Annotated in this window: 18 protein-coding genes and 4 pseudogenes; 19 read left to right on the top strand and 3 right to left on the bottom strand. The window is 28.3% G+C overall.

Annotated features, from left to right (window positions below; genetic code table 11):
- The 13 genes and pseudogenes from A500_RS02440 to A500_RS02380 all read left to right on the top strand — a co-directional run.
- On the top strand, positions 1-221 hold a 221-nt coding region (locus tag A500_RS02440; RefSeq protein ID WP_016206000.1), incomplete at its 5' end, for a ferritin family protein.
- Positions 222-451: 230 nt separating this feature from the next.
- Positions 452-1878, top strand: a pseudogene (cls, locus tag A500_RS02435) (cardiolipin synthase).
- Between the two features lie 357 nt (positions 1879-2235).
- Positions 2236-3249, top strand: coding sequence for a 3-deoxy-7-phosphoheptulonate synthase (gene aroF / locus A500_RS02430; RefSeq protein ID WP_016205999.1), 1014 nt, complete (start codon positions 2236-2238; stop codon positions 3247-3249).
- Positions 3250-3415: 166 nt separating this feature from the next.
- Positions 3416-4464, top strand: a pseudogene (aroB, locus tag A500_RS02425) (3-dehydroquinate synthase).
- A 49-nt stretch (positions 4465-4513) separates the two neighbouring features.
- The gene (gene aroA / locus A500_RS02420) at positions 4514-5809 is read left to right on the top strand and encodes a 3-phosphoshikimate 1-carboxyvinyltransferase (RefSeq protein ID WP_016205997.1); all 1296 of its coding nucleotides are present in this window, start codon (positions 4514-4516) and stop codon (positions 5807-5809) included.
- Positions 5787-6869, top strand: a complete 1083-nt coding sequence (gene aroC, locus A500_RS02415) for a chorismate synthase (RefSeq protein ID WP_016205996.1) — start codon at positions 5787-5789, stop codon at positions 6867-6869. Before aroA ends, aroC begins: the two co-directional genes overlap by 23 nt.
- Positions 6870-7996: pseudogene (pheA, locus tag A500_RS02410) on the top strand (prephenate dehydratase).
- Positions 7997-8239: 243 nt separating this feature from the next.
- Positions 8240-8656 (top strand): GNAT family N-acetyltransferase, encoded by a 417-nt coding sequence (locus A500_RS02405; RefSeq protein ID WP_016205995.1) that lies wholly within the window; start codon positions 8240-8242, stop codon positions 8654-8656.
- Between the two features lie 120 nt (positions 8657-8776).
- Positions 8777-9586, top strand: coding sequence for a shikimate dehydrogenase (gene aroE, locus A500_RS02400; RefSeq protein ID WP_016205994.1), 810 nt, complete (start codon positions 8777-8779; stop codon positions 9584-9586).
- 18 nt (positions 9587-9604) lie between these two features.
- Positions 9605-10096 carry a shikimate kinase gene (locus A500_RS02395; protein ID WP_016205993.1) on the top strand — a complete coding sequence of 164 codons (492 nt, stop codon included), beginning with the start codon at positions 9605-9607 and terminating at the stop codon, positions 10094-10096.
- Positions 10097-10294: 198 nt separating this feature from the next.
- Positions 10295-10750: a type II 3-dehydroquinate dehydratase gene (aroQ, locus tag A500_RS02390; RefSeq protein ID WP_016205992.1), complete on the top strand. Its 456-nt coding sequence runs from the start codon at positions 10295-10297 to the stop codon at positions 10748-10750.
- Between the two features lie 143 nt (positions 10751-10893).
- Positions 10894-11910, top strand: a complete 1017-nt coding sequence (gene aroF / locus A500_RS02385) for a 3-deoxy-7-phosphoheptulonate synthase (RefSeq protein ID WP_016205991.1) — start codon at positions 10894-10896, stop codon at positions 11908-11910.
- Between the two features lie 122 nt (positions 11911-12032).
- Positions 12033-12865, top strand: a pseudogene (locus A500_RS02380) (prephenate dehydrogenase).
- A gap of 408 nt (positions 12866-13273) precedes the next feature.
- Here A500_RS02380 and A500_RS02375 read toward each other — a convergent pair.
- A complete protein-coding gene (locus A500_RS02375) occupies positions 13274-13882 on the bottom strand; it encodes an HD-GYP domain-containing protein (protein ID WP_242835022.1) in 609 nt (202 codons plus the stop codon).
- 68 nt (positions 13883-13950) lie between these two features.
- Positions 13951-14319: a hypothetical protein gene (locus A500_RS02370; protein ID WP_016205988.1), complete on the bottom strand. Its 369-nt coding sequence runs from the start codon at positions 14317-14319 to the stop codon at positions 13951-13953.
- Between the two features lie 244 nt (positions 14320-14563).
- Here A500_RS02370 and A500_RS02365 point away from each other — a divergent pair, with 244 nt between their 5' ends.
- A complete protein-coding gene (locus A500_RS02365; RefSeq protein WP_016205987.1) occupies positions 14564-15124 on the top strand; it encodes a class IV adenylate cyclase in 561 nt (186 codons plus the stop codon).
- Positions 15125-15255: 131 nt separating this feature from the next.
- Positions 15256-16071: a ZIP family metal transporter gene (locus A500_RS02360; protein WP_016205986.1), complete on the top strand. Its 816-nt coding sequence runs from the start codon at positions 15256-15258 to the stop codon at positions 16069-16071.
- Between the two features lie 128 nt (positions 16072-16199).
- Here A500_RS02360 and fba read toward each other — a convergent pair whose 3' ends face one another.
- A complete protein-coding gene (fba, locus tag A500_RS02355) occupies positions 16200-17063 on the bottom strand; it encodes a class II fructose-1,6-bisphosphate aldolase (protein ID WP_016205985.1) in 864 nt (287 codons plus the stop codon).
- Positions 17064-17531: 468 nt separating this feature from the next.
- Here fba and A500_RS02350 point away from each other — a divergent pair, with 468 nt between their 5' ends.
- The 4 genes from A500_RS02350 to A500_RS02335 all read left to right on the top strand — a co-directional run.
- Complete coding sequence (locus A500_RS02350) at positions 17532-18386, top strand: MurR/RpiR family transcriptional regulator (protein ID WP_016205984.1); 855 nt, start codon at positions 17532-17534, stop codon at positions 18384-18386.
- 36 nt (positions 18387-18422) lie between these two features.
- Positions 18423-19319 (top strand): N-acetylmuramic acid 6-phosphate etherase, encoded by an 897-nt coding sequence (gene murQ / locus A500_RS02345; RefSeq protein WP_016205983.1) that lies wholly within the window; start codon positions 18423-18425, stop codon positions 19317-19319.
- 22 nt (positions 19320-19341) lie between these two features.
- Positions 19342-20766, top strand: coding sequence for a PTS transporter subunit EIIC (locus A500_RS02340; protein ID WP_016205982.1), 1425 nt, complete (start codon positions 19342-19344; stop codon positions 20764-20766).
- A 165-nt stretch (positions 20767-20931) separates the two neighbouring features.
- On the top strand, positions 20932-21367 hold a 436-nt coding region (locus A500_RS02335), incomplete at its 3' end, for a hypothetical protein (protein WP_016205981.1).

The following is a 21367-nucleotide window of genomic DNA, read 5'->3' as shown; positions in this document are numbered from 1 at the left end:
AACTTATAGGAGAAGTAGTAGTAGCAGATACAAGAGCAAACTTACAAGCTAGAGTAGATGCAGAACATGGAGCATGCCAAGGAAAGAAAGACTTAGCAACATTAGCAAAACAATTAAACTTAGATGCAATTCATGATACAGTTCATGAAATGTGTAAAGATGAAGCTAGACACGGACAAGCATTTAAGGGATTATTAGATAGATATTTTGGTCAAAACTAAAACCCTTCATGAATTATGAAAAGAAGCTGAATTAGATTAAGGAAAAGTTAATCTAATTACAGCTTCTTTTCTTATAAGAAAATATATATTTTCTTATAAGAAACTTTGATTACTTATAGAAAATGGATATAATTATAATGAGTAATAGATAATAGAAATGAGTAATGAATAATTGAGGAATAAACTTCTGCTGAATTATAAATTAAGATGTGTTCATGGGGGTGATATAAATGAGTACATATATTTTATTAATAGTAGCATATATTATTAATATTGTATCAGCGATTTCCCTTATATTTATAGAAAGAAAAGAGCCTACTACCACATGGGCGTGGTTAATTATTTTGTTAGTACTTCCAGGATTTGGATTTATACTGTATTTGATTCTTGGTCAAAATTTAAATAGGCAAAAGATATTTAGAGAAAAGAAATTTATAGATGAGGAAAAGTCAAATAAGTTATTAAAAAGTTTTGATGAAGAGAAGAAAGCAAGAAGAATTGCAGAAGAATATATAGATATTATAAAAATGAATTATAATCATTCTAAATCTCTATATACAACAGGAAATAGTGTTAAAAGTTACATAATAGGAGAGGAAAAATTTAATGATTTAATAAGGGATATAAGATTAGCAACTAAATTCATACATATTGAATATTATATATTTAGATTAGATGGATTAGGTAATAAAATTATAGATGAATTAAAAAAGAAAGTTAATGAAGGAGTAGAGGTAAGGTTATTAGTAGATGGAATGGGATCAAAAATCTAAGGGGAAAATATATTAAATATATAAGAGGTCTTGGAATAAAGTTTCAATTATTTTTTCCAGGAATATTACCGTACATAAATCTTCGAATAAATTATAGAAATCATAGAAAAATAGTGGTCATAGATGGAAATATAGGATATGTTGGTGGATTTAATGTTGGTGATGAATACATAAACAAAGGTAAACAATTTGATTTTTGGAGAGATACCCATATAAGAATACAAGGGGAAGCTGTAAATGAGTTAAATAAGAGATTTATACTAGATTGGGATTATGCATCAGAAGGAGAACTTAAAGAATATGATGAGTATTTCTATAAACAAGAAGCTCAAGGAAATGTAGGAATGCAGATAGTATCTTCAGGCCCAGATCATAAAGAAGAATATATAAGGAATGCATATATAAAAATAATAAACAACGCTAAAAAAAATGTATATATTCAGACTCCATATTTAGTTCCAGATGAATCTACTAGAGAAGCACTAAAAATAGCAGCATTATCAGGCGTTGACGTAAGAATAATGGTTCCAGGAAAACCGGATCATTTTTTTATGGAATGGATATTGAGTGCAAACATAGGAGAACTTATGGAATGTGGGGTAAAAATATATAGATATCAAAAAGGCTTTATTCATTCAAAAACAATTGTATCAGATGGTAAAGCATGCAGTATTGGAACTGCCAACTTAGACATAAGAAGTTTTCAACTAAATTTTGAAATAAATGCTTTTATATTTGATGATAATTTTTCAAAGCAGCAAGAAGAGATTTTTTATAATGATATAAGAGATTGTAATATTGTTACAATGGATGAATACAACAACAGAGGAAGGGTAATGAGAATAAAGGAAGCATTAATAATGCTTATTGCTCCAATATTATAATAAAATAATAAGAAGAAGTGTTGACAAAATGATGTCCTTTGGTATAATTAGGTAAAGAATTTTTAGTTTATTTGGAGGAAAATATGAAAGGAATTATAAAGAAATCGGTAAAATTTAATAGCTTTTTTTACTTTATATTCTGGGGCTTTTTATTTAGCGCTGGCTATTTGTTTTACAAAAAAATAAATAATTCTTTTCAAATGAGTTTTATAATATAAACTATATATTTTTATATGAAAATATTTTGATTATTTAAGAGGGCTCATTAGAGGCCCTTTTTTTAATATAAAAATCTTAAAAAGCTGATAATAAAAGTCAGCAATATAAATTATCAATTACAACAAGGGGGCATATTTTATGATAATAATTTTAAAACCAAGAACAAAAGAAGAGGAAATAAGAAAACTTACTGAAGAAATTGAAAGAGAAGGGGTTAAGGTTAGTCCTGTTATAGGAGCAGAATTAATAATTCTAGGGCTTGTGGGAGATACAAGTAAGATAGATCCATTAAAAATTGAAGCAAATGACAATGTAGAAAAGGTTATGTATGTTCAAGAACCATTTAAAAAAGCTAATAGGTTGTTTCATCCATATAATACAATAGTTAATATTAATGGAAATGAAATAGGTGGAAATAAAATAGCTATGATAGCAGGACCTTGCTCAGTAGAAAGCGAAGAACAAATAAAGTTTATAGCAAAGGAAGTTAAGAAATTAGGGGCGAATTTCTTAAGAGGTGGTGCATTTAAACCTAGGACCTCACCATACAGTTTCCAAGGGTTGGAATATGATGGATTGGAGTTATTAAAAATAGCAAGAGAGACAACAGGATTACCGATAGTAACTGAAATAATGTCTCCATATGATGTTGAGATATTCCAAAGAGATGTGGATGTAATTCAGGTAGGGGCAAGAAACATGCAGAATTTTGATTTGCTAAAAGAATTAGGAAAAACAAATAAACCAATACTATTAAAAAGAGGGTTATCAGCAACAATAGAAGAATTTTTAATGAGTGCTGAGTATATAATGGCTGGCGGTAATGAAAATATTATTCTTTGTGAAAGAGGAATAAGAACATTTGAGACTTATACAAGGAATACTTTGGATTTAAGTGCAATCCCAGCAATAAAAAAGATAAGTCATCTTCCAATCATAGTAGATCCAAGCCATGCAACAGGAAAAAGATTTATGATAGCGCCATTAGCAAAGGCAGCAATTGCAGTAGGAGCAGATGGGCTTATAATAGAAGTTCACAACAACCCAGAAAAAGCACTATGTGATGGACCACAATCAATAAAGCCAGAAGATTATGAAACGTTAATGAAAGAATTAAAACCAATTGCAGCGGCAGTTGGAAGAGAAATATAGGATAGTTAAAAGTGAAAGAGTGAAAAGTTAAAGATGAAAGAAGAATTAAAGCATTAATGAAAGATTAAGTAATAAGGACTTCTATTGTTTAGTTTTTTAATTCAGCCTAGTTGAATTATTACCATAACTTTTTCACTTTTCCCATTTTAAACAAGGTGGTGTTTTAATGAATTTATCAATAGATTTAATTCATAGTAGTTATGATATTGTTATACAAAAGGGAATAATAAATACATTAGTACATGAGATAAAAAATCTTTTTAAGGGTAAAAAGATTTTTATTATAACTGATAAAAATGTCGATAAATTTTATGGTAATTTAGTATTAAATAATTTAATTAATAGTGGATATGATGTGAAAAAGTTGGTACTTAAACCTGGTGAGGAAACTAAGAACTTTAGTACTTTACCTTTAGTTTATGATGAACTTTTAAATTTCAAGTTTACTAGAAGTGATTTAATAATAACTTTAGGTGGAGGAGTTATTGGAGATTTAGGAGGATTTGTTGCTTCTACTTATTTGAGGGGAGTAGCATTTGTACAATGTCCAACTACTTTATTAGCACAAGTAGATAGTAGTGTTGGGGGAAAGGTTGGAGTAGACCTAGATAAAGGCAAAAATCTAGTAGGTAGTTTTTATCACCCAAAGAAAGTTGTTATAGATCCAGAAGTTCTAAACACTCTAAGTGATAGAGTATTTAATGATGGAATGGCAGAAGTAATTAAATATGGTTGTATAAGGGATAAAGAGTTTTTGGGTAATCTTATAAATTATAGTAATAAAAAGGAAGTTATGAACAATATAGAATACATTATTCACAATTGTTGCAAAATTAAAAAAGAAATTGTGGAAAAAGATGAAAAAGATATGGGACAACGAATGCTTTTAAATTTTGGTCACACAATAGGCCATGCAATTGAACAATATTTCAATTATACTAAATATACCCATGGAGAAGCTGTTGCTATTGGCATGTATGAGATAACTAAATTAAGTGAAGAATTAGGGATAACAAAGATAGGTACAAAAGAGGTAATTAAAGATATACTAATTAAATATCAACTACCATATGAACTAACAATAGATATTAATGAACTAACTGAAACAATGAAACTAGATAAGAAAAACTTAGAAAATAATATAAATTTAATTTTTTAAAAGAAATAGGAGAAAGCTTCATATACAAAACAACGAGCAAGATATTTTGCAGTTAACGATTAATAATAATTGTAAATTGTTAATTAAACCAAAGGGTGGTGTTTTATGAAAGTATTAAAACTAACAAAGTCTAAATTAAAAGGAAATGTAATGGTTCCTCCTTCAAAGAGTATTTCTCATAGAGCTATTATTTGTGCAGCTCTTGCAACTGGAGTTTCTACAATCGAAAATATAGATTATTCAGATGATATTAATGCAACTATAGATGCAATGAGACAATTAGGGGCTATCATTGATAAGAACGAAGATAAGGTAGTTGTTAAAGGAATATATAGAGAAGATATTGTAACAAATTTAGTTAGGGTTATAGACTGCAATGAATCAGGTTCAACATTAAGATTTATGGTACCAATTTCTTTATTATTTGAAGGCATAACAAAGTTTATAGGAAGAGGAAATTTAGGAAAAAGGCCTTTGGAAACATATTTTGATATATTTAAGGAGCAGGGAATAAAGTATAATCATGTTGAAAATCAATTAAATATGATGGTAAAAGGAAAATTAAAACCAGGGGAATTTTCTCTGCCAGGGAATATAAGTTCACAATTTATAACAGGATTATTATTTACGCTTCCATTATTAGATGGAGACTCTAAAATAACCATTAGTACAGAGATAGAATCAAAATCATATATAGATTTAACGTTATCCTGTATGAGAAGCTTTGGAGTAGAAATTAAAAATAACTGCTATAAGGAATTTATAATTAAAGGAAATCAAAAATATGTATCAAGAGATTATAGAGTGGAAGGAGACTACTCACAAGCAGCTTTCTATTTTGCAGCAAATGCATTAGGTTGTGATATTGATATTAAGGATTTAAATATAAATTCTCTTCAAGGAGATAAAGAAGTAATAGATATACTAGGAAGGATGGGAGCTAAATTTTATACTTATAAAGATAGTATAAAATGCAGAGTAGAAGATGAATTGACTTCTACAATTATCGATGCATCACAATGCCCAGATATAATTCCAGTAGTAACATTGGTAGCGGCTGTATCTAAAGGGAAAACAGAAATTATTAATGCAGGAAGACTTAGAATAAAGGAATGTGATAGGTTAAGAGCTATAACTAATGAACTTAATAAAATAGGTGCTAAGATAGAAGAAAAAGAAGATGGACTTATAATTGAGGGAGTAGATGAGCTAAAAGGTGGTTTAGAAGTATGGAGTTGGAAGGATCATAGAATAGCAATGACTTTAGCAATAGCATCAACTATATGTAAAGAGCCTATAGTATTAGTTGATTATGATTGTGTAGCTAAATCTTATCCAAGATTTTTTGAAGATTTTAAAATGCTAGGAGGAAATATTGATGAGTGGGGTATGGGGGAGTAATATAAAAATTTCTATATTCGGAGAATCTCATGGAAATGCAATAGGAATAAACATAGATGGATTACCATCTGGATTTGAAATAGATATGGATAAAGTGCTTTTTGAAATGGATAGAAGGGCTCCAGGAAAAAACTCAATGTCAACTGCAAGGAAGGAAAGTGACTTCCCAGAAATATTAAGTGGATATTTTGAGGGGAAAACTACTGGAACTCCTCTTTGTGCAATAATAAAAAATGGAGATACTAGATCTAAGGATTATACTAAGACTAAAGATTATATGAGACCAGGGCATGCAGATTTTACAGGTTATGCTAGGTATGATGGTTTTAATGATTATAGAGGTGGAGGACACTTCTCAGGAAGAATAACGGCTCCTCTAGTATTTGCAGGAGCGATATGTAAACAGATACTGGAAAAAAGGGGGATATTAATAGGAGCACATATATCTTCCATAAAAAATATAACTGATAAAGAGTTTAATAATATTGATATATCAAAGGAAATATTAGAAAACTTAAGAAATATGGAGTTACCATTAATAAATACATCCTTAGAAGAAAATATAAAGCATACTATATTACAAACTAAATATAACGGGGATTCAGTTGGAGGTAGTATAGAGTGTGCTGTAATTGGTATAAATCCTGGAGTTGGAAATCCATTTTTTGATTCAGTAGAATCTACATTAGCTCATTTAATATTCTCAGTACCAGCTGTAAAAGGTATAGAATTTGGTAGGGGATTTCAGATGACTAATATGTTTGGTTCAGAATGTAATGATGAATATTACTATGATAAAGATAAAGTAAAAACAAAAACTAATAATAATGGCGGAGTATTGGGCGGTATTACAAATGGAATGCCAATATTATTTAAAGTTGCTATAAAACCTACAGCATCTATTGCCAAGGAACAAAATACAATAGATATAAAAAACAAAGAAAATGTTAAATTTAGAGTTGAAGGAAGACACGATCCATGTATAGTCCAAAGAGCATTACCTGTTATTGAAGCTGTAACAGCTATAGGAATACTTGATTTGATAAAGGGGAGATATTAATTGAGTGAGTTAGATGAGTATAGAAAACAAATAGATTCTATAGATAAAGAGTTAATAGAATTATTTGAGAAAAGGATGAATATTGCTATTAAGGTTGGAAAATATAAAAGAAAAAATAACTTGCCAATTTTTAATGGAAAAAGAGAAGAAGAAGTTATAGAAAAAAATGTAAGAAATCTTAATAATAGTAATTACAGTGATATTACAAGAAGATTTTTTGAAAATATTATGGAATTAAGTAGATCCTTGCAAAAAAATATAGCTAATGAAGATTCAGCAACTAGTAATAATATTATGAAAGAAAATAAGGGGGTAATAGTAGGTTATCAAGGGGTTAAGGGATCTTTTAGTGAAGAAGCTCTTTTAAAATATTTTGAAAGTTATAATAACACAAGGAATTATGAAACCTTTGAAGATGTTTTTAATGCACTAGAAAAAAATGAAATAAATAAAGCTATATTACCTATAGAAAATTCATACACAGGGGCAATTGCTGAAATTTATGATCTTTTAGTTAAATATGGTTTTTATATTATAGGTGAGGAATGTATTAAAATAGATCAAAATTTAATTGGAATTAAGGGAACAAAAATAGATGAAATACAAGAAATATACTCTCATCCACAAGGATTTGAACAAAGTAAAAAATTTTTAAAAAACTATCAAAATATAAAGATTATTCCATATCATAATACAGCTATAAGTGCAAAATTAATTTCAGATCTAAAAGATAGTAGAAAAGCTGCTATAGCTAGCAAGAAAGCAGCTGAAATTTATGGACTAGAGATATTGAAAGAGAATATAAATGATAAAAAGATAATTATACAAAATTTATAATTATAGGAAAGCAGTTAGAATATAACACTGAATGTAATAAAATTAGTGTAGTATTTTCTTTAGAAAATAAAGCAGGGATTCTTTATAGTCTTTTAAGATACTTTGCAGAAAATAACATAAATATGATTAAAATAGAATCAAGACCAAATAAACATGAATCTTGGAAGTATTTATTATATGTAGACTTTGAAGGAAGTTTACAAGACAGCAAGGTAAAAAATGCATTAGAACTTATAGAAAAAAATAGTGGATATTTCAAAATTATAGGGAGTTACAAAGGAAGCTGTTAATCTTAACATTTCTATAAATATAGTGGATTACTGTATATTCAGTAATCTTTTTTGTTTATTAATATTAATAACATAAAATATAAAAAGTAGTGGAAATAAAAGAGATTTGGATGTATAATTAAAATATAAATAATATTTTGAATTTTCAGAAAATAAAACTTGTATAAGAAAAGCAGATATAAAATTTGCTTTAAAAATTACTATTATTATAAACGTTTACAAAAAAAGATTGGAGGATTTTTTATGGTGGGTTTTGATGTTAGAGAGGTTAATTTAAAGGATTATGAGGATATTTATAAGCTTAATTCTAAGCTTAATTATTCAAACATAAAATCCATATCAGAGGATAATAAATCTTTAATGATAGTTGCTCAATTAAATGATGATGTTATAGGATATATTAATAGTAATTTTAATGAGGATAGTAATAACAATAAAACAATAAATATTAAAGATATAATTGTTGATGAAAAATATAGAGGACTTGGAGTTGGTCATCAGTTAATGTTAGAAGTAGAAAAAAATGCTAAGGATAATAGAGTAAATTATATTGTTTCTATTAATAAAGATTATCATAAAGAAGAAATTGAATTTTATAACAGACAAGGTTTTAAATTAGATAAAGATTTTAAATTTGTAAAGAAATCATATCTACAATAAATTATAAAAATAGGTAGTGAAAAGGTTTAAGCATCCGTTTCACTACCTATTTTTATAAGCAAATAATTAATCACTATGTTATAATATTTTTAAAATAAATATAAAATAAGGGGCAGAGTTATGGAGTTTTATGGATTATTGGGTGAAAAACTTTCTCATAGTTTATCTCCGTTAATTCACAGTGAGATATTGAAATTAATAAACAAAGAAGGAGCTTATAAATTATTTGAAGTTAATAAAAATAATCTTGAAGACTTTACAAGGGCAGTAAAGTTACTAAAGATAAAAGGAACAAATGTAACAATACCGTATAAGGAAGATATAATAAAACATATTGATATTATATCAGAAGAGGCAAAAAGAATAGGGGCAATAAATACAGTTTTATTAGAAAATGAAGTTTTGTATGGATATAATACTGATTATTATGGTTTTGGATATATGATAAAAATTAATAATATAGAAGTGAAAGATAAAAAAGCAGTTATTCTAGGAAATGGAGGAGCCTGCAAAGGTGTATTATATTATTTATTAGACAATAATATAAAAAGTGTGTATATAGTAAGCAGAAATCCAAATAGAAATGAATTTAATTTAGAAAATGTTCATGTAATAAGCTATGAAGATTTAAAAGAAGTTAAAGGAGATATTATTATAAATTCAACACCTGTTGGAATGTATCCTAATGTAGGTAAAACACCAGTTTCAGAAGATATAATACAAAATTTTAATATAGTAATGGATTTAATATATAATCCTCTGGATACTATGTTTTTAAATACAGGAAAATTACTAGGGAAAAAAAGTATTGGTGGATTATATATGCTTATTGGTCAGGCTGTTAAGGCTCAAGAAATATGGAATAAAGTTGAAATAGAAGAAGAGATAATAAAAGAAATTTATGAAAATATAAAGTTGAAATTAAATTAGAATATAGGTGAATTTAATATGAATAAAGATATAATTTTACTTATTGGAATGCCAGGCTGTGGAAAAAGTACTATAGGTAAAGAACTTTCAAGAAAAATAAATTATGATTTCTATGATATGGACGAGTACATAGAGAAAATTTCTAATAAAACAATAAAAGAATTGTTTGAAATAAATGAAGATTACTTTAGAGATTATGAAACAAAAGCTTGCAAAGAATTAAGTAATAAGAAAAAGGTAGTAATATCAAGTGGTGGTGGAATAATTAAGAGAGAAGAAAATATAAACTTTTTTAAAGAAAAGACTATCATAATATTTATAGATAGATCAGTAGAAAATATAGCTAGTGATTTAGATATATCTTCAAGACCTTTGTTAAAAGAAGGGGTAAAGAAACTTTACAATCTATATATAGAAAGATATAATTTATATAATAAATATTGCGATATTAAACTAGTTAACGATAAAACAATAGAAAATATTATAAATGAAATTACACAATTTATATAGTTCACAGTACACAATTCACAGTCTTTTGGATAAAGTAACAGTGTCAGGGAATTGAAAATATATAGTGATTTTTTGAAAATAAAATAATGATTAAATATATAATTCTATACCTACAAAATGAGAACAATTGTGAACTGTGTTTTGTGAACAGTATACTAAAAATTTTGCTTCGCAAAATATTACGAAGGTGGATGTTTTATGAAAATATTAGTTATAAATGGTCCTAATATAAATATGCTAGGAGTAAGAGAAAAAGGAATTTATGGAACTAAAGACTTTGAATATATTTGTGGATATATTAAAGAAGAAGGAAAAAAAAGAAATATAGAAATTGAGTTATTTCAAAGTAATATAGAAGGTGAAATAATAAATAGAATTCATAAAGCATATTATGAAAAATATGGTGGGATAATAATGAATCCAGGGGCATATACCCATTATAGTTATGCTATATTCGATGCAGTAAAAGCAGTAAATATACCTACTATAGAAGTTCATTTATCAAATATACATGCAAGAGAAGAGTTTAGACATAAGTCAGTAATAGCCCCTGCATGTATAGGGCAAATTTGTGGCTTTAAAGAATTTGGGTATGTAATGGCAATAGAAGCAATAGAACAATGTATAGTTGATAATGAAAGCGTGAAAGAATGAAAAATAAAGGAATAGAAAAATTAGAAAATAAGCTCTAAAGGAGTTTATAAAATAAATTACATAATTCAGCTTGTCTGAATTATTTCAATAATTATCAATTGTTAATTATTAATTATCAATTGAAGTAGTATGGAGGGATAGAAATGATTATTGTAATGAATCCAAATTGTAGTGATGATGAAGTATTGAAGGTTAAGAGAGAATTAGAAAGTAGAGGATTAGGAATCCATTTGTCTCAAGGAGAAACTTTTTGTATTATAGGTGTAGTTGGAGAAACCCGATCTATAGATTCAGATAAGCTTCTTAGATTTTCTGGAGTAGACAAAGTTCTTAAGGTAGAAGAACCTTACAAAAAGGCTAATAGATTATTTAAGCCAGAAGACACAATAATTGATGTAAAGGGTAGTTTAATCGGAGGAAATAATTTAGCTGTTATTGCAGGTCCTTGTTCTGTTGAAAGTGAAGAACAAATAATAGAAATAGCTAAAAGTGTAAAAGAATCTGGGGCAACTTTTTTAAGGGGAGGGGCCTTTAAACCAAGGACTTCACCGTATAGCTTTCAAGGGTTAGAAATGGAAGGCTTAGAATTATTAAAGAAAGCTAGAAAAGCTACAGGGTTACCTATAGTAACGGAAATAATGTCAACTGATTATATAGATATATTTGTTAGAGATGTAGATGTAATCCAAGTTGGTGCAAGAAATATGCAAAACTTTGATTTATTAAAACAACTAGGAAGAACTAATAAACCGATTTTATTGAAGAGAGGGCTTTCTGCAACGATAGAAGAATGGTTGATGTCAGCTGAATATATAATGGCTGAAGGAAATGAAAATGTAATTCTTTGTGAAAGAGGCATAAGGACTTTTGAAACTTATACAAGGAATACACTAGATTTAAGCGCAATTCCAGTTATAAAGAGAAAATCACATTTACCGGTAATTGTAGATCCAAGTCATGCTGCTGGATATTGGTATTTAGTAGAGCCGCTGGCAAAAGCAGCTGTAAGTGCAGGAGCAGATGGACTTATTATAGAAGTGCACAACAATCCACAATGCGCATTAAGTGATGGTCAACAGTCAATTAAACCAGAATCATTTAAAAATATGATGAATAAAGTTAAAGTATTGGCCGAAATGGAAGGCAAGAAAATAAAATAATTTATGATTTAAATAGATAATGCAATATAAATAATGGATAATTGACAATGTATAATAAATAATTGAGGAATAAATTATCAATTGTCCATTGTCCATTGTCCATTGATAAATTGGGGGTTTTTATGAGAATATTAATAGTAGGGCTTGGTGTTATTGGAGGGAGTTATGCAATGGCACTTAAAGCAGCAGGGTATGAAGATGTTTATGGAATTGATAACAATTTAGAAACTTTAAAAAAAGCTAAAGAATTAGAAATAATAAAAGAAGGTTATGTAGATGGTAGTGAAATTGTAGAAAAATATGATTTAATAATTCTTTCTATATATCCAATGCTCATAAAGAGTTTTATAGAAGAAAATAAAAGGTTATTAAGAGCTGGAACAATAATTACAGATGCTACAGGTATAAAGAAACCTTTTATCGAAGATATATTAAAAATACTACCGAAAGAAGTAGATTTTATATTTGGTCATCCTATGGCAGGAAGAGAAAAAAGAGGTATTGATTATGCTTCAAAGGAAGTTTTTAAGGGAGCCAACTATCTAATTACTGTAACTGATAGAAATATAGAAAGTAATATAAAAGTTTTAGAAAAGATTATATATGAAATGGGATTTAGAAAAATTAAAAGGATAGATCCATTTTTCCATGATAAGATGATAGGCTTTACAAGTCAACTTCCGCATGCAATAGCTGTTGCATTAATTAATAGCGATGAAGAAGGACGAGATACTGGAAGTTTTATTGGAGACAGTTATAGAGATTTAACTAGAATTGCTAATATAAATGAAGAGCTATGGAGTGAATTATTTATTGGTAATAAGGATAATTTAATAGAATCAATAGATAAGTTTCTTATAGAGATGAATAATATAAAATCTGCATTAATTAAAAATGATGATAATGAATTAAAAAAATATTTATAAAATCAAGCAATAGAAGAGAAAAATTGTAATAAATTGCGAAACATTTTTCAGTTAACAGTTCACAAGGCACAGTGCACAGTTGTTTTTTTAGGTAACAGGGAACAAGCTCAATTATAGTCTGCTCCACTTAACTAAGTTTTTAATTTACCTCACCAATTATTTTTTACCAATAACTTAATTCATTATTAATTTAAATTCTTAATATAAGTTGGCGAAGGTAAATAGAATATGTGAAATAAGCATATAGTGAGAAACTAGAAGTACTTGGTGAAGGAAGAACTACTATGCCTTAGTGTTGTTGGTTTGTCTGAGCGTAGCGAGTTTAACCAAAACTCTTGGCGTAGTAGTTCTCCGAGCCTAGTACTTCTTTGCGTAGCTATTTAGCTTATGAAACATATCTATTTATCGTAGCCTTTATATTCGCAAATTAAATCTAATTATAGTATTTCTGTGACATATAAATCGTTGGATTTACTTAAATCTATAAACTCATCATCACACAAAACAAGAGGTGAAGAGATATTATTTAAATCCATTTGTATTACTTTACATTTCTTATTGTTATTTAACAGGACTGTTTGTCCAATATAGAAATTTGACATTCCATTTAAGAATTTAGAACACAATGTATAATCCAATTTACTTAAGCTATCTTCTTTTATAATCTTAAGAATTTCAAGAGGTTGTTTCTTATCTCTATAAGCTCTATTAGAATTGGTTGCATCAAATACATCTGCAATAGCTACAATTTTTGCAAACTCATGAATTTGATTTGATTTAAGGCCAAGAGGATATCCACTTCCATCACATCTTTCATGATGCATTAAAACTGCATAAAGTACTGATTTATTTATAAAGGGCACTTTTTTTATTTCATCATATGCTATTACTGGATGGGTTTTTATTATTTCAAATTCTTCCTCAGAAAATATACGATTTTTATCTATTAAATTTTTATCTATTTTTGTTTTACCAAAGTCATGCAATAAAGAGGCATAAACAAGATTATGAAGTTTATTACTATCAAACCCATGCCATTTTCCAATTAAATAACTTAATGAAGCTACGTTAACAGAATGCCTATAGATACAATCTGAACCACTACCATTTAAAACTATATTTTTAAAATATATTTATTTAGATTAAGTTCATTTAATAACTTTTTTGCATATTCATTTATTTCATTAGTATTTGAGCTTTCAAGGGTTTTAGCATTATCAAATATAAGTTTAACATCAATTGAAATATCCTTTAAAGTTTTATCAGCAGCCTTTAACTCTAAAATTTCATTAGAATTATCCTTTTCATCACTATATACTTCAATACTATCGAAAAGAAAAAATGTATTCAATTTCTCTAACATTTGCGCGTTAATAGTAATCCCCTCTCCAATTAGGATCATACCATTATAAACAACTTCGTTAGCAGTAATCATACCTATTTTTAAATCTCTTACAGGTATAAGTTTTTTATTATTACTCATAAAATATAACCTCACAAAATAATTGATAATTGAAATAAATTATTTCTCAATTTACTTATAATCTCGTATAAGATACATATTTTTTTATACCTTAATAGCAAAATTATTAAAAAATACTAAAATTTTCTTGTTAATAAACATAATGCAACAATGTGTACATATAGTCTTATCTTAAGGATCTATTAATTGATGTGCATAATTTTTATATGATATAATAATGTAAAAATAGAAATGGAGAATAAATATGAAAGAGTTAGAAACTAGAATAATTGATATAGATGTAGATTTTATTAGGAAAAGGCTTAAGGAATTGGGAGCTGAAAAAGTAAAGGAAGAATATCAAATAAATAATATTTATGATTTTGATGACAATAGATTATTAACTTCTAAGGGATATGCAAGAATAAGAATAACTGATAATAGAATAGACAATAAAGAAATTGTTTATATGACTACCAAAAAGATGTTGAGTCAAGAAACATTTAAAGTTATGGAAGAAAATGAAACTATTGTTGAAGATAAAGAAGCTGCAAGTAAGATTTTTACCTCTTTAGGACTAAAACTTAAGCAATCTATAAAAAAATATAGAGAAAGCTATAAATTAAAAAATTCTTTGATTGAAATTGATATAAATGATAAGGAGTTTTGTCCATTTCCATATATAGAAATTGAAACAGGCTCTGAAAATGAATTAGAAGAAATATTAAGCTTAATAGGATATACAATAAAGGATACTACTTCAAAAACTATCTATGAAATATTAGAAGAAAAAGGATTGAAGTTAGAGAATAGAAAAGGTTTATAAAAAAGACAAACTAAATTATAAACAAATAAATTATAAAAAAGTAATGTAAAAAAATGTATTTATTTGTAACCAAAACTCATTCTTCTTAGTAGATTATAATTAGGAAATTTAATTACTAAGGAGGATTTAAAATGTATTGGTTTAGTGAACTTAATCCTATAATTCAAGGACTTCTTGCAACTCTATTCACTTGGTTTATTACTGCATTAGGTGCGGCACTAGTATTTTTCTTTAAGAATGTTGATAAAAAAATTTTAAATACAATGCTAGGATTTGGTGCTGGAGTAATGGTTGCAGCAAGTTTCTGGTCTCTATTAAATCCAGCTATAGAACTTTGCAATGAACTCGGTTATAGTGGAGTTATTATTCCGGCAGCAGGATTTTTTTTAGGAGGATTATTTTTAATTTTTGCAGATAAATTAATGGATACTTATTCTTATGGGGTAATTACAGATAAGAATGAAGAAAAGTTACCTAAAACAACTAAATATAAAAAAAGTATATTACTAGTTCTAGCAGTAACACTTCATAATATACCAGAAGGGCTTGCGGTTGGAGTTGCATTTGGAGGAGTTGCAGCAGGAATACCTGGGACAAGTTTAATTGCAGCAATTACATTAGCATTAGGAATAGGACTTCAAAATTTCCCAGAGGGAGCGGCAGTATCATTACCATTAAGAAGGGAAGGAATATCTAGGTGGAGAAGCTTTCTTTATGGACAAGCATCAGGATTAGTGGAACCTATGGCAGGTGTAATTGGAGTAATAGCAGCTTTATCTGTAAGAAGTATTTTACCATTTTTATTATCTTTTTCAGCAGGAGCAATGATTGCAGTAGTAGGGGCCGAATTATTGCCAGAAGCGTCTATGGAAAACAAAAAATTAACAACTTTAGGATTAATTTTAGGCTTCATAGTTATGATGGTATTAGATGTAACCTTAGGGTAGGTGTTTGAATAAAATAAATTTAAATAAATCTACCTTAAAATTTAGACTAGGTTAAAATTTTTAGATGTAATTAAAAGATATAAAATAAAAGGTAGAAAGAAAATCTTTCTACCTTTATATTAGTAAAATTATGCTTTATTTACTGAACCGAATAGTTCCATTTTTTCTTTAACTGTAGCTTTTATAGCTTCAAATCCTGGAGCTAATAACTTTCTTGGATCAAAGCCTTTTCCTTCTAAGTCTTTTCCAGCTTCAATATACTTTCTAGTACCTTCAGCAAATGCTAATTGACACTCAGTATTAACATTTATCTTAGAAACACCTAAAGAAATAGCTCTTTGTATCATATCTTCTGGAATTCCAGTACCACCGTGTAATACTAAAGGCATATCACCAGTAAGATTGCTTATAGCTTCTAGAGCTTCAAAGCTTAATCCCTTCCAGTTAGCAGGATATTTTCCGTGGATATTACCGATACCAGCAGCTAACATAGTAACGCCTAGGTCTGCTATAGCTTTGCACTCATTAGCATCAGCTATTTCACCAGCACCTACAACTCCATCTTCTTCTCCACCAATTGAACCAACTTCTGCTTCTAAAGAAAGACCTTTTTCAGAAGTTAATTTAACCATTTCTGTTGTTTTAGCTATATTTTCGTCTATTGGATAGTGAGATCCATCAAACATAATTGAAGAGAAGCCAGCTTCCATAGCCTTTAAAGCTCCTTCATAGCTACCGTGATCTAGATGTAATGCAACAGGAACAGTAATTTTTAACTCTTCCATTATGCCATTTACCATTCCAACTATAGTTTTATAACCACACATGTATTTAGCAGCACCTTCTGAAACTCCTAATATAACAGGTGAATTATTTTCTTGAGCAGTTAGTAAAACAGCTTTAGTCCATTCTAAATTATTAATATTGAATTGTCCTACAGCATATTTTCCCGCTTTAGCCTTGTTTAACATTTCTTTTGCTGAAACTAACATGGTATAAACCTCCATAACTTTAAATTTTATTACAATTAAGCTGTAAAGCTAAAATGTATCAAAAACATATGATTTACATATTTGTTCTTGTTAATAATATTATAACTCAAAATAGATTTATTTTAAACAAAAATGTAAGAAATTAATTACCAAGTAATAAAAATTATGAATATACATCCATAATTTCTTAAAATATGTTGAAATACAAAGAAATATAAAATTAAATTGTTAATATTTTATCTATGAATTATTCAAATTAATAATTTAAATAATTTAAAATTAAATAGTTAATTAATTTATTTAAGTAATATAATAGAATTAAAAGTATATAATTTTCATTATAATTCATAAAACATATATGAAGGTAATAAAATTTACCAAAAGATGAAACAAAATTCCGAAGGTATGGTAAAATGTTGAAAAGAAAAAATATAAGTTGTAAAATTAAAACATAGATGGAGGTATCTTATGAAAAGTGTAATTGTTAAATTACGAGATTATATCGATAAAGCTAGTGAAACTGAAAGGACGATAATCGAATATATACTGCGAAGTCCGGATTCAGCAGTAGAAAGTAATATATATAGGTTATCTGAAAATACTTTTGCTTCTCCGTCTACTATAATTCGCCTTTGTAAAAAAGTTGGCTTTAATGGATATAAAGAGTTAATACATGCATTATTGTATGAACTAGCAATTATAAGATCAGCTGATGAAGAGAAAGTAAAAAACATTGATAAGGAAGATAGTTTAGAAAAGATTGTTGAGAAAGTTACTTTGAAGAGTATTACCTCTTTAGAAAAAAGTCAAAAGTTAATTGATATAAATGTATTAAAAGATTGTGTGGATATTTTAGATAGTTCTAGAAACATTTGTTTATTTGGAGTAGGAGCATCACTATTAGTTGCTAAAGATGCTTATTTAAAATTTTTAAGAATAAACAAGAGCTGCCACTTAAATGATGATTTTCATGCTCAGCTATTAGAAGCTAAGAATATGGATAAAAATGATGTAGCTATTATTATTAGTTATTCTGGTTTTACAGAAGAAATGATTAAATGTGCTAATATAGTCAAAGAAATAGGAGCCCCTATTATTGCTATTACGAGGCTTGAGGAATCACCGATTTCAAATATAGCAGACTATAAGCTATTAGTAGCACCTACAGAACTTGTTTTTAGAGAAGGGGCAATATCTTCAAGAATAGCTCAGCTAAATATAATAGATATATTATATACAGCTTTTGTAAATAAGCATTATGACTCAAATGTGAAGCAATTTAATAGAACCCATATACAAAAACCAAATTTAAACTTAAAGTAAACGTTAACTTGATAAAATTATATTAGGAGGCCTGTTATGGTAGATTTAACCAAATTAACTACGGAAACCAGAAATAGAGATACTATTAATTTAGATAGAATGACTTCAATAGAAATTGCAACAATAATGAATAAAGAGGACGAGAAAGTAATAAAATCAGTTAGAGATGCTTTGCCTAAAATTGCAGAGGTTATAGATATGTGTACTGAAACTTTGGAGGGAGGTGGAAGAATAATTTATATGGGCGCAGGTACAAGTGGGAGACTTGGATTGTTAGATGCAGTTGAGTGTCCCCCTACATTTGGAGTATCTAGTGATTTAGTAGTTGGATTAATAGCAGGAGGTCAATCAGCATTTATAAAAGCTGTTGAAGGTGCAGAAGATAGTAAAACTTTAGGTGTTGATGAATTAAAAGAATTAAATTTAACTAACAAAGATATAGTAATTGGACTAGCAGCTAGTGGTAGAACTCCTTATGCAATTCATGGACTAAAATATGCTAGAGAAATTGGTTGCAAAACAGCGGTTGTTGTTTGTAATAAGAACTCCGAAATGGCAAAGTATTCAGATGTAGCTATAGAGCTTGTTGTAGGCCCAGAAGTACTTACAGGATCAACAAGATTGAAAGCTGGAACAGCACAAAAGATGGTATTGAATATGATATCTACTGGAAGTATGGTAGGTATAGGAAAAACTTATGAGAATCTTATGGTAGATGTTATGCAAACTAATGAAAAGTTAGTAACAAGATCAGAAAATATAATTATTGAAGCAACTGCAGCAGATAGAGATACAGCAAGAAGAGCCTTAAAGGATGCGAAAGGTAAAGTTAAAACTGCTATTATAATGATACTTCTTAAATGTAATTATGACGAAGCTGAAAAAAGGCTAAATATGGTTAATGGGCATGTACGATATGCTCTAGAAAATTAATTAAAAGAAAGAGGGAGATTATATGACAAACTTAGAATTAGCTAAGGTAATTGTTAATTTAGTTGGTGGAAAAGACAATGTTGTAAAGGCTGCAAATTGCATGACTAGACTTAGACTTACAATAAAAAATATTGATTTAGTTAAAATGGAAGAATTAAAAAATACAGAGGGCGTATTAGGTGTAGTTGAAGCTAATAATTATCTACAAGTAGTACTAGGTCCAGGTAAAGCAAAAAAAGTTACAGATATCTGTATAGAGGAATTAGGACTTCCAAGTGATGGAGTAGTAACAGAAAACTGGCAGGAAAATAAACAAGCAATAAAAGATAATCAAAAACAAAGTAAATTCAAGAAAGTAGTAAATACTATTGCTAATATTTTTATTCCTCTAATACCAGCAATTATTGCTGCAGGTATATTTAACGGATTAGCAAGTTTAGTTTCTACATTACAAGGACAAGGAACTTTACCAGCAGAAGGATTTTGGAAAGCTACTCAATTAATGTTTGCATTAATTGGTGGTGGATTCTTATCATACTTTGCAATTTATACAGGAATTAATTCAGCAAAACAATTTGGAGCAACTGAAGCATTAGGTGGTATGCTCGGAGCTATTTCAATAAGTGCAAATATAGTAGCATTATCAACTATGTTAGGATTATACGATGAAGCAGTTCCACTAAATTCTATTTTAACAACAGGAAAAGGCGGTATTATAGGTGTTATTTTTGGTGTATATATCCTTGCTAAAGTAGAAAAGGCAATTAGAAAGAGAATACCAGATGTTTTAGATTTAATTTTAACTCCACTATTAACATTACTTATAACAGGACTAGTTTTTGTGTTTGCAATAATGCCTTTAGCAGGTTTCTTATCAGATGGACTAGTTTCTGCATTAAGTGTAATTATTAATTCTTCAAATCCAGTTGTTAGCGTAATTAGTGGATTTGTATTATCAGCATTATTCTTACCAATGGTATTACTTGGATTACATCATGGATTAATTCCAATTTATGCAGTTCAACTAGAAGCAATGGGTGGAGTTTCATTATTCCCAGTACTTGCAATGGCTGGAGCTGGACAAGTTGGTGCTGCAATTGCTATATATTTAATAGCAAGAAAAGTTAAAAATACTAGATTACAAAAAGTTATTACAGGTGCACTTCCAGCAGGATTCTTAGGAGTTGGAGAACCTTTAATATATGGAGTTACACTTCCTATGTTTAAGCCATTTATCACTGCAGGATTAGGAGCAGGATTTGGTGGAGCATATGTAATGTTAACACATGTACTAGCTACAGCGTGGGGGCCATCAGGATTAGTAGCTATTCCAATAATGCAACCACAAAGTATGTTAAATTACTTCATAGGACTAGTTATATCTTATATAGCAGGATTCATTATAACTTACTTTGTAATTAAGGAATCCGACGTTAAAAATGCTTAAAAATAATTAATATATAAATATAAGTTGCAATAAATATTCTATGCTTAAATAAATTACCTTGAAATTAATACTATTTAAGTGAAAGTAGTATTTTTGCAACTTATATTATATAAAACAAGTTAAGGTAATAAATTATTAAAATTTTTAAGAGGTAAGGTGGTAAATTTGAAAACCAAGAAAAGATTATGTTGCATGGCTATAGCACTAACATTTATGGCATCAATTGTATCTACACCTACTAAGAAAATAAATGCATTAGAAAACAGTTATGGAACTATAAAAGAAACTGGTGAAAATATGAACATTTCAGGATTACAAGCAGATATAACATTTCCAGACTACATGAATTATGTAGACGATACTCTTATAGTAAACAACATGTTCACTTTCAAAGGATATGAAGGGCAAGGTAAACTATATATAAAATGTAGTGACGGATTAGAAAGTGTAAGAGTTTTTATTAATGGTAAAGAAATAAATGTTACAGAAGCCTGTAAAAATAATGGCAAGACTTATGAAGTGGATTTCTCAGATATTTCAGTAAATGATAGAAATACTATTCAAGTTACAAATTTTGTACCTGAAACAGGTAAGGTGAATA

The sequence above is a fragment of the Clostridium sartagoforme AAU1 genome, from assembly GCF_000401215.1.
Classification (GTDB): Bacteria; Bacillota; Clostridia; order Clostridiales; family Clostridiaceae; genus Clostridium; species Clostridium sartagoforme.
Note: the sequence above shows the minus strand (reverse complement) of the source record. Positions and strands in the feature narration are given on the sequence as shown.

Bases quoted from the DNA above. Each gene is read 5' to 3' on its own strand.
- aroF (WP_016205999.1), top strand. From the start codon at position 2,236: ATGATAATAATTTTAAAACCAAGAACAAAAGAAGAGGAAATAAGAAAA.
- A500_RS02340 (WP_016205982.1), top strand. From the start codon at position 19,342: ATGACAAACTTAGAATTAGCTAAGGTAATTGTTAATTTAGTTGGTGGA.
- aroE (WP_016205994.1), top strand. From the start codon at position 8,777: ATGGAGTTTTATGGATTATTGGGTGAAAAACTTTCTCATAGTTTATCT.
- fba (WP_016205985.1), bottom strand. From the start codon at position 17,063: ATGTTAGTTTCAGCAAAAGAAATGTTAAACAAGGCTAAAGCGGGAAAA.
- A500_RS02395 (WP_016205993.1), top strand. From the start codon at position 9,605: ATGAATAAAGATATAATTTTACTTATTGGAATGCCAGGCTGTGGAAAA.
- A500_RS02350 (WP_016205984.1), top strand. From the start codon at position 17,532: ATGAAAAGTGTAATTGTTAAATTACGAGATTATATCGATAAAGCTAGT.
- A500_RS02360 (WP_016205986.1), top strand. From the start codon at position 15,256: ATGTATTGGTTTAGTGAACTTAATCCTATAATTCAAGGACTTCTTGCA.
- murQ (WP_016205983.1), top strand. From the start codon at position 18,423: ATGGTAGATTTAACCAAATTAACTACGGAAACCAGAAATAGAGATACT.
- aroQ (WP_016205992.1), top strand. From the start codon at position 10,295: ATGAAAATATTAGTTATAAATGGTCCTAATATAAATATGCTAGGAGTA.
- A500_RS02370 (WP_016205988.1), bottom strand. From the start codon at position 14,319: ATGAGTAATAATAAAAAACTTATACCTGTAAGAGATTTAAAAATAGGT.
- aroF (WP_016205991.1), top strand. From the start codon at position 10,894: ATGATTATTGTAATGAATCCAAATTGTAGTGATGATGAAGTATTGAAG.
- aroC (WP_016205996.1), top strand. From the start codon at position 5,787: ATGAGTGGGGTATGGGGGAGTAATATAAAAATTTCTATATTCGGAGAA.
- aroA (WP_016205997.1), top strand. From the start codon at position 4,514: ATGAAAGTATTAAAACTAACAAAGTCTAAATTAAAAGGAAATGTAATG.
- A500_RS02405 (WP_016205995.1), top strand. From the start codon at position 8,240: ATGGTGGGTTTTGATGTTAGAGAGGTTAATTTAAAGGATTATGAGGAT.
- A500_RS02365 (WP_016205987.1), top strand. From the start codon at position 14,564: ATGAAAGAGTTAGAAACTAGAATAATTGATATAGATGTAGATTTTATT.